The sequence below is a fragment of the Streptomyces sp. NPDC056600 genome, assembly GCF_042792855.1.
Classification (GTDB): Bacteria; Actinomycetota; Actinomycetes; order Streptomycetales; family Streptomycetaceae; genus Streptomyces.
This window is the reverse complement of the sequence record NZ_JBHTVQ010000026.1, coordinates 81,770-90,914: the sequence shown is the minus strand read 5'-3', so window position 1 is coordinate 90,914 and position 9,145 is coordinate 81,770. Positions and strand designations below refer to the sequence as shown.

Sequence of the window (9,145 nt, the reverse complement as noted above, 5' to 3'; positions counted from 1 at the left end):
GTCCCGCCGGTCCGGCGGGACCGCACCGGGGCGCGGGTGGAGCGGGGGAACGGCCGCGGGTGGTGCGGCGGGTGGCGGAGGCGGGCCGCGGGGCCCGCCTCCTCAGGCGACGCGGGTGAGCCTGGCTCCCGTGGACGGCTCCTGGAGGTCGCTGCCGAGCTGCACCGGCACCTTCACGGCGCCGCCCTCGGCGTCGCCGACGGTCAGCGAACCGACCTTGGTGCCCTCGGGCGCGGCGTGCGGCATCGCCGGGTCGGGGGCGAAGGTCAGCTTGACCTCGTGACCCGCCCAGCCGACCGCCTTGACGTCCTCGGAGACGACCACCGGGGTGCGGCCGCCGAGCTGATCGTCGACGTACCCGACGACGTCGCCCTTCTTCAGGATGGTCTCCGACTCGAGCGCGTCCTGGGTGGCCAGCATCGCCGTCTTGGACACGGCGTTGACGGTGTCGAGGATGAACGGCTTGTGCTGCCCGAGGACCGCTCCGACCAGCGTCACCGTCTCGCCGCCGACCTCCTTGGTGGCGGCGAAGAGCAGGTTGCCGCCGGCCTTGGTGGTCGAGCCGGTCTTGATGCCGATGGCGTTGTCGTACGGGACCAGGGTGTTGTAGTTGTAGTGGATCCGGCCCGAAGGGTCCTTCCAGGACCCCTTGTTGGTGATGTCCACCATGGCGGGCATCTTCATCATCTCGACGCCCAGCTTCACCTGGTCCTCCGCCGTGGAGACGGTGGTCTCCTTGAGGCCGGAGGGGTCGGTGTAGGTGGTGTTCTTCATGCCGAGCTCGGCGGCGGCCTTGTTCATCTTCTCGACGAACGCGGACTCCGAACCGGCGTCCCAACGGGCCAGCAGCCGCGCGATGTTGTTCGCGGACGGGATCATCACGGCGGACAACGCGTCGCGCAGGGAGAGCTTCTGGCCCTCCTTGACGGTGTTCAGCGTGGACTCGTCACCCGTCTTGTCGTAGCCGCCCTCCTTCTCGGCGAGCGCGTCGACGGGGATCGAGGGACCGTCCTCGCCCACCTTCAGCGGGTGGTTCTTCATGATCACGTAGGCGGTCATCGACTTGGTGACCGAGGCGATCGGCACGGGCTTCGCCTCGCCGAACGAGTCGACCGTGCCGATCCCGGTGACGTCCATCCAGCCCTGGCCCTCGTCCGGCCACGGCAGGGCGACCGGGTCGCCGTCGAAGCGGAAGGACTCCTCGGCGGTCAGCACCAGGGACGGCTCGGGCAGCGGGCGGACCATCTGCACGACCGCGAGCACGATCGCCAGCAGCACCACCACCGGGGTCCAGATCTTGACCCGGCGGACCACCCGGCGCGGCAGGTTGTCCGGCGGCGGCGGGGTGTTGGTCAGCTCGGCCAGCAGGTCCAGCGGCGGCTTGGGCGGCAGCGGCTGCTGGGTGGTGCGCTCGGGGCCGATCTGCGGGATCGCGGTGGTCTCGGTGGACGCCGCGACGGGGGCGGGGCCGGCGGATCCCGCGGGACCCGCCGGGGAGCCGGAGCGCCCAGGGGGCGTCGGGCCCGCCGGGGGCGTCGGAGGCTTGCGGGTGGGGGACGGCGAGCGGTCGCCGACCTTCAGCTGCGTGGTGGGCTGGTCCACCGGGGGCCTGGCGGCCGGGCGGCCGCCGAGACGGATCGCGGTGGTGGGCTGGTCCACCGGCTTGCCGGAACCCTTGCCCTTCGCGTCCGGCCGGTCCTCCGGGGGCGCGACCTTGCCGAGGGTGCGGGTCGCGTCGCTCTTCTCCTCGGCGGGCAGCGGTCCGGCCGCCCACCCGGGGCGCCGCGACCCGGAGGGGTCCACCGCGTCGGGGGCGTCGGGACCGTCCGCGTCCTCGGCCTCGGCCTCGGCCTCGCCTTCGGGGTCGTCGGACGGGTCGTCGGCGTCGCCCGCGGCGTCGGCATCGGCATCGGCATCGGCATCGGCATCGGCATCGGCATCGGCATCGGCATCACGGTCGCCGGACGGCGCGTCGGCGTCTGCGTCTGCGGTGCCGGGACGCTCGTCGGCGTCATCCGCGACGTCGTCGTCTGCGCCGGACCGCTCCTGGGCAGCAGCGTCGGGCGACTCGTCGCCGGCGTCGACGGCCGTGTCATCGGCGCCGTCGGGGCTGTCGGCGCCGTCGTCGCTGTCGGCGCCCTTCGGCGCGTCCGCAGGGGCGTCCTCGGCCGCCTCCAGGTCCGATTCCGCACCGGCCGCGCGCACGTCGCGGTCGGCGGGCCGCGCGTCCTCGACGGCGTCCGCCACCGGCTCGTCGCCGTCCAGGTCCTCATCGGCGTCGGAGTGGGAGTCGGCGGGCGCAGGCTCGTCGCGGACCTCGTCCGCGGGCTCGTCGGCGCCCACGACCGGCTCGTCCCGGACGTCACGGGCACCGGCCGGAACCGCGTCGCTGATCTCGTCGGACGGCTCCAGGCTCAGGCCCGCCGCCGCGCCGTAGGACGGCACCTTCGACTCGTCGGAGTCCGCGGCACCGCCCGCGACCGGCTCGTCCCCGGCCTCGGCAGCCCCGGCCGGAACCCCGTCGGACGGCTCCTCCTCGTCCTGGCCACCCACCGGGGCGTCCTCGTCGAGGCCCGCCGCCGCGCCGTAGGCAGGCACGTTCCGCCCGTCGGAGTCCTCGGCGCCGGCCGGGTCCGCGTCAGCCGGCTCGTCCCCGGCCTCAGCCACGGCCGACGGCTCCTCGTTCTCCTCGTCGCCCGCCTGCACGTCCTCGTCCACGCCCGCCGTCGCGCCGGTCGCCGGCGCCGTGGCGTCGCCGGTGGGCTCGGCCGCCGGCTCCTCGGCGGAGGGCGCGCCGTCCGTGTCCTCGGGGGCGGTCACGCGGTCCGCGGGGTCCTCCTCGTCGGCATCCTCGCTTGACGCGTCTGCGTCAGACGCCTCCGTGGGGGCCTCGGAGGCCGTTCCAGCGACCCGGGGGCCCTCCGGCCCTTCCAGGGCCTCCTGGGCGCCCTCAGGGCCGTCCACGGCCGTCGAGGCCCCGGAGCCCACCGCGACGGGGCCGGTCCCATCGGTCCCGTCGGCCGCACCGGACGCGTCGGACACCTCGTCCGCACCGCCCTCGGCCCCGTCCGCGTCCCGCTCGGAGGGAGGGTCGGCCACGGCGGTGCGGGCGAAGGCGGCGCGCGGGTCGGCGGACGCCGACGCCGCGGCGGTCTCCGCAACCGGTTCCCCCGGGCCCGGCGTCACACCCGCCGAGGACTCTCGCTGCTTCGACCTGTCGGGGGACTCGCCCGCCACCTGTGCCTCCTCCATACGCCGCACTCCCCGTGCGCCTGCCCAACCAGCCGGCCGTGATCGCCGGCGGCCACCGTCCGGACCAGGTTCCAGTCTCGCGTCAGCGCTCCCGGCCCTCCCGCAGGGACGAGAACGACATACCTGCCGGTTCCATCCGATAGCGGACTCGCACTCTCGACAGATGAGTGTGAGAGGGGTCACCCTGTCGTACATCCACGCGGGGAGGCATGGATGGGCAGGAGCCGCAGAACACTTCCGGAGGAGCTTCTGCTGCTGGCGTTGGACCCGGCCACGGGTACCACTGCACAGCCGCAGTCGCTCGACCTGGGTCTGGCCGGAGCACAGCTCGTCGAGCTGGCCATGGCCGGACGGATAGCCCCGGACGGGGATCGTATCTCCGTGGTGATGCCACGGCCGACAGGAGATCCGACTCTGGACCACGCACTGGAGTTGCTGCGCCGACGCGGCGCCCCGGTACGCGCGGTCCACTGGATCGGCGGACCCCGTTTGGGGCTCCGCCAGACGTACCTCGCGCACCTGGAGCGGTGCGGCATGGTCCATGCCGTCGCCGGTCCGATGTGCGGAGTACTGCCGACGACTCGCTACCAGGCGACGGACACGGCGATCAGCCGGGAGATCAGAGCCCGGCTGGACACGGCGATCAAGACGGGTGTCCCACCGGACCCCCGCACCGCCGCGCTCGCGGCGCTGGCCCACGCGGTCGGCCTCGGCAAGCACCTGTACCCGGGCAACGAGGGCCGCTCGGCCCGTTCCCGGCTGCGGGACCTGATCAGGCACGACCCGATGGGCGGCCTCGTCGCGCACGCGGTCATGGACGTCCAGAACGGCGCCGCGGCGCAACCACGCCGCGCCCAGGCGCCGGCCGCCCGCACGCCGGTCCCGGCGCACGGGCGGGCGACCGCTCCGCAGCAGGCGACCCGGGGTGTGGCGGCCGAGCCGCACCCGGGTCCGATGATGCGGGCCGTCGCGCGCTGACCTCGGCACGGGCACATGCCCGGACGGGGGCGGACCTTCCCGGTCCGCCCCCGTCCGGGCATGACCCGTTCCCCGGGGCCGTCGCCGGGCCCCTGCGGACCGGCCGTCAACTCCCGACGTCAAGTCGAACCCGAAAGTGTGAACCGTCGTCGCGGATCCGCTCCCGGGAGGGACGCCGGGTGACCAGGACGTCACGCATGGGCAGCGATTGTGCGCCGTTTCCCAGCGGCGGCCCACACCCAGGTGGCAATCTGCTGAACAGCAGATACGCAAAGTTGAGGTACGCAGCCGGAGGTGCCGTCCGTGGCGTCCAGTGTCAACCCCACCGTCAGGCGCCGCCGCCTGGGCCAGGAGCTCCGCAGGCTCCGCGAACAGAAGGGCATGACCGCCGAGGAAGTGGCGGAGCGGCTGCTGGTCTCGCAGTCGAAGATCAGCCGGCTGGAGAACGGCCGCAGGTCCATCAGCCAGCGTGACGTCCGAGATCTCTGCGGGGTCTACGAGGTCGACGACCAGCGGATGGTCGAGTCGCTGATGGAGATGGCCAAGGACTCCCGCCAGCAGGGCTGGTGGCACTCCTTCGGCGACATCCCCTACAGCGTCTACATCGGCCTGGAGACCGACGCGGCCAGCCTGCGCGTCTACGACCCGCAGGTGGTGCCGGGCCTGCTCCAGACCCGTCGGTACGCCGAGTCGCTGATCACCGGCGCGCTGCCGGAGACGGCGGCCGCGGACATCGAGAAGCGGGTGCAGGTGCGCCTGCGCCGGCAGCAGCGGATCAACTCCCGGGAGAATCCGCTGCGCCTGTGGACGGTGCTCGACGAGGCGGCGCTGAAGCGGGTCGTGGGCAACCGGGCCGTGATGCGGGAGCAGCTGGAGCACCTGGTCGAGCAGGCGCAGCTGCCGCACGTGACGGTGCAGGTGATCCCGTTCGAGCTCGGCGCCCATCCGGGGCTCAACGGCCAGTACGCGATCCTCGAGTTCCCCGACGCGTCGGACTCCAGCGTGGTCTACATCGAGGGCGTCACCAGCGACCTGTACCTGGAGAAGCCCAACGACGTGCAGAAGTACAGCGTGATGTACGAGCACCTGCGGGCCCAGGCGCTGAACGTGGAGCAGTCGCGGCAGTTCATCGAGGACATCGCGAAGTCCTACGCCTGAGGGGCGCCGACCGCCTTCACGCCGCGTGACGCCGTAGCCTCGAATCCGTTGCCGCTGGACTTTGCCAGCGGCAAAGAGAGGAACCGTACACGCACAACTGCTGGTGCGGTAGGGGCTATTGGGACATGCCATCCGCACGAGTGAATGGACTCCTCCGAAACGCGGGGCGGCGAGTAGCGTCGATCACGCCAACGGTCACAGCCAGTTGGCGGAGATCAGTCGCATCGTCACCCTCAGTTAACTCGGAGCAGAAAATGGCTATTCGTCAGGGCGCCACCCCCGCGTGGACCAAGTCCTCCTACTCGACCGGCAACGGAGCGTGCGTGGAGGTCAAGTCCCCGGTGCGCGAGGAGCTCGCGGTGCGGGACTCCAAGGTTCCGGCGGGCCCGACCCTCGCCTTCCCGGCGGGTTCCTGGAGCGCGTTCGTCTCCGGGGTCAACCGTGGTGCGTTCGGCGGGATCTGACCGACCGCCGCGACAACGGGCCGCACCGGCCCGGCACCTGGGCACCACCCTGTACGGCCCTCTCGTCCGGCTCGCCGTCCTGGCCGAGGGGGCTCGCCCGTGCCGAACCGGTCGGCCGGACGTTCAGCGGGACGTCCGTTCAACCGGATGTCCGTTCAGCGGGACGTCCGTTCAGCGGGGATAGCGGGCCAGCCAGCCGGGGGACGCGTAGGACGGCCCGTGCAGGGCCGGCCCCTGGGTCATCTCGACCGCGAAGTCGTCGGCCAGCACCACCAGGGTGGGGCGGCCCTCGAGTTCGGCCAGCCATGCCGGTGGCAGCGCCGTCTCCCCGTGGAGCGCCCCCAGCAGTCCTCCCGCCAGTGCCCCGGTGACACTCGCCGGACCACCGAGGTTCACCGCCAGGCACAGGGCGTGCCGCACGTCCTCCCCGTCCAGCGCGCAGCGCACGGCGGCTCCCAGGACCTCGTCCGCACCCGCGTCGGCCTCCAGCGGGTGGGGCGGCTCCTCGGCGCCCGCCAGGGCGGCCTCCAGGGCCTTGACGACCTCCTGGTGGCCGGCCCAGGGCTCGACCGCCCCGATCGCCGTCCGCACGGCCTGCGGCAACGCCTCCCCGCGTGCCAGGCCGTGCACGGTGACGGCATAGGCGCCGGCCGCCAGGCAGGCCGTGGGGTGGCCGTGCGTCTGCGCGGCGCACTCCACGGCGAGCTGGGCGACGAGCCGCGGATCCCAGCCCACCAGCAGGCCGAACGCCGCGGAGCGGGCCGCCGCGTGCGGTCCGCGCTCACGGGGGTTCCTGGGTTCGGCGGGCGTGCCCATGCTCTCGGCGCGCAGCGCCAGCAGGGTGGGGCCATGGGGGTCGCGGCGGGCGTAGAGCCACTCCTCGCGGGCCAGCCAGCCGTCGCCCTCCCGCCGCTCGTCCGGGCCCCAGTCGTCCTGGGTGACCGCCCAGCGGCGCCAGGCGCGGTGCAGGTCGCTGGGCGGGTGCCAGGCGCCGGTGTCCCGGCGCACCTGGGCGCGGATCAGCCCGTCCACGGTGAACAGCGACAGTTGCGTGACGTCGGTGACGGCGCCGAGCCGTCCGTACGCGGGGACCGGCGCGGCCAGCCCTTCGGGTCCGTGCGCGGCCACGATCGCGCCGGGCGTCAGTCCGTCGAGCGGTGCGCCCAGCGCGTCGCCCACGGCCGATCCGAGCACGACGCCGCGCACCCTGCTCCGGAAGTCCTGCAACTCGGCCCGGCCCCACGCACCAGCCACCGCCCGACCTCCCACGGCCGTCGTCCACGCCTGCGGAACGGGGCCTGGGCGCCGTCCCCCGCCGACGCTAACCGGCCGCCGCTCCGGGCGGAACGGGCATTTCCGGCCGATGTGCATGTACGGCTCCAGGGCCGTCCGCGCTTCCACGGGATCCCCTCCGGATCCGCACACCTCCCGTGCGTGCCCTCGCCGGAACGACGGCGTCCGCCCCTCGCGCGGGGCGAGGGGCGGACGCCGTGACGGTGGCGGGTTCCGGCGGTCTGGAACTGTTGGCTTGTGAACCTGTTCGAGTGAGCGTAACCGTGTGTGAGTGTCCGTCGTTTTCGGTGCATGGGAGTGGTTGAGGCAGTTGAGGGCGGCGGTCACGGGATCCGTGGCGTGTCGTCGGCTGTCGCGGCAACCCGGTCGTTGCGGTCGTTGCGTGTGCCGTTCGTGGTGCGGGAGGCGACCGGGTGTGCGATCCGCACTCGGCTGAAGGCCCTCACCGCCCTGGACGTGGAGGTGCTGCGGCAGGTCGGCGCTCACCTGGGTTCGCTCGCCTCGCGTGACCTGCGTGTCTATGCGGAAGCGGGGTTCGAGCGCAGCAGCGCGTCGTGGGCGGTGCGCAAGCAGGCATTGACGGTTGCGTGTTCGTCGCGGTGGGCGGGTGCGATCACCAAGGCCACCCACGACCAGTACGCGCTGGCCCGCCGCGCCCAGGCCGCCCACCTCCACCAGCTCGAGACCACCATCAACACCATCCGCCTTCGCCTCGCCCAGCCCCTCGGCGCGAAGGGCACCAAGCGGGCCCCGGGCGGTTACCGGTCCGCGCGGGAGTGGCGGGCCAAGGCGCAGCGGCTGCGGGCGTTGGAGGCCCGGCACGCCGAGGTGCGGGCGGACCGGGAGGCGGGCCGGGTCCGGGTGGTGCGGGGCGGCAAACGCCTGGCCACCACCCGGCATCATCTGGCGGAGGCCGGTCTTACGGAGGGTGAGTGGCGGGCGCGGTGGGAGGCGGCGCGGGCGTTCCTGTCGGCGGACGGTGAGTCGGGCAAGCGGTTCGGGAACGAGACCATTCGTGTCGCCCCGGGCGGTGAGGTGAGCGTCAAGCTGCCCAGGCCGCTGGAGCATCTGGCGAACGCCCCGCACGGCCGGTACGTTCTCACCGGCCGGGTGGCGTTCGCGCACCGGGGTGAGGAGTGGGCGGACCGCATCGAAGCCAACCGTGCTGTCGCCTACGAGGTCCGGCACGAGCCGGTCCGGGACCGCTGGTATGTCACCGCGTCGTGGAAGCGACCGGCCGTCCAGGCCGTCCCGCTGGAGGCGGCCTGCGCCCGCGGGGTGATCGGCGTGGACATGAACGCCGATCACCTGGCGGCGTACGCGCTGGACGCGCACGGGAATCCGGTGGGTGAGCCGCGCCGTTTCGCCTACGACCTCACCGGCACCGCCACGCATCGGGACGCGCAGTTGCGGCATGCGCTGACCCGGCTGATGCACTGGGCTGTGCGTGAGGGTGTGGGGGTGGTGGCGATCGAGGACCTCGACTTCACCGACAGCACCACCCGCGAAAAGCACGGCCGGCGTAAGAAGTTCCGGCAGACGATTTCCGGGATCCCGACCGGCCGGTTGAAGGCGCGGATCGTGAACATGGCCGCCGAATGCGGCCTGACCATCGTCGCCGTGGAGCCCGCCTACACCAGCCGGTGGGGCGCCCAGCACTGGCAGAAACCCCTCACCACCGACCACCGTGCGATGACCCGGCACGATGCCGCGGCCATCGCGATCGGACGACGCGCCCTTGGACACCCGGTCCGGCGTCGGACGGCAACGCCCCCACGCGACCGGAGCGATCGTGCGGGACATCGAGCCGCCCAGACCGAACCAGGCACCCGAGAGCGTGAGGAAACCCGCCCCTCGATCCCCGGACAACGGACACGATCCGTCCCGCCCGGCCCCGAGGCGAAAGCGGGCGACCAGCATGCCCAACACCGTTCGGGGCATGCGGCTGAGCACCAGCCCTGGGCCTGGACCCAGGACTCACTCCCGCTCAGTCTTTAGGA

The 9,145-nt window shown here is 73.1% G+C and carries 6 protein-coding genes; 4 read left to right on the top strand and 2 right to left on the bottom strand.

Features of this window, described 5'->3' with window-relative positions; all coding sequences use genetic code 11:
- Nucleotides 1–102: 102 nt before the first annotated feature.
- The gene (locus tag ACFRAV_RS15770; protein WP_382555638.1) at nucleotides 103–3,252 is read right to left on the bottom strand and encodes a D-alanyl-D-alanine carboxypeptidase; all 3,150 of its coding nucleotides are present in this window, start codon (nucleotides 3,250–3,252) and stop codon (nucleotides 103–105) included.
- Between the two features lie 213 nt (nucleotides 3,253–3,465).
- On the opposite strand from ACFRAV_RS15770, the gene ACFRAV_RS15765 reads away from it, so the two are divergent.
- From ACFRAV_RS15765 to ACFRAV_RS15755, 3 genes are all read left to right on the top strand, one after another.
- Complete coding sequence (locus tag ACFRAV_RS15765) at nucleotides 3,466–4,230, top strand: GPP34 family phosphoprotein (protein ID WP_382555635.1); 765 nt, start codon at nucleotides 3,466–3,468, stop codon at nucleotides 4,228–4,230.
- A gap of 303 nt (nucleotides 4,231–4,533) precedes the next feature.
- Nucleotides 4,534–5,388: a helix-turn-helix domain-containing protein gene (locus ACFRAV_RS15760; RefSeq protein WP_382555632.1), complete on the top strand. Its 855-nt coding sequence runs from the start codon at nucleotides 4,534–4,536 to the stop codon at nucleotides 5,386–5,388.
- A gap of 254 nt (nucleotides 5,389–5,642) precedes the next feature.
- Nucleotides 5,643–5,852 carry a DUF397 domain-containing protein gene (locus ACFRAV_RS15755; protein WP_108951732.1) on the top strand — a complete coding sequence of 70 codons (210 nt, stop codon included), beginning with the start codon at nucleotides 5,643–5,645 and terminating at the stop codon, nucleotides 5,850–5,852.
- Nucleotides 5,853–6,023: 171 nt separating this feature from the next.
- Here ACFRAV_RS15755 and ACFRAV_RS15750 read toward each other — a convergent pair whose 3' ends face one another.
- Complete coding sequence (locus ACFRAV_RS15750) at nucleotides 6,024–7,106, bottom strand: ADP-ribosylglycohydrolase family protein (RefSeq protein ID WP_382555629.1); 1,083 nt, start codon at nucleotides 7,104–7,106, stop codon at nucleotides 6,024–6,026.
- Nucleotides 7,107–7,529: 423 nt separating this feature from the next.
- On the opposite strand from ACFRAV_RS15750, the gene ACFRAV_RS15745 reads away from it, so the two are divergent.
- Entirely contained in the window at nucleotides 7,530–9,143 is a 1,614-nt protein-coding gene (locus tag ACFRAV_RS15745) for an IS200/IS605 family accessory protein TnpB-related protein (RefSeq protein WP_382555657.1), read from the top strand.
- The last annotated feature ends 2 nt before the right edge of the window (nucleotides 9,144–9,145 follow it).

Excerpts from the sequence above, each read along its gene's own strand:
- ACFRAV_RS15755 (WP_108951732.1), top strand. The coding sequence starts at position 5,643 with ATGGCTATTCGTCAGGGCGCCACCCCCGCGTGGACCAAGTCCTCCTAC.
- ACFRAV_RS15770 (WP_382555638.1), bottom strand. The coding sequence starts at position 3,252 with ATGGAGGAGGCACAGGTGGCGGGCGAGTCCCCCGACAGGTCGAAGCAG.
- ACFRAV_RS15765 (WP_382555635.1), top strand. The coding sequence starts at position 3,466 with ATGGGCAGGAGCCGCAGAACACTTCCGGAGGAGCTTCTGCTGCTGGCG.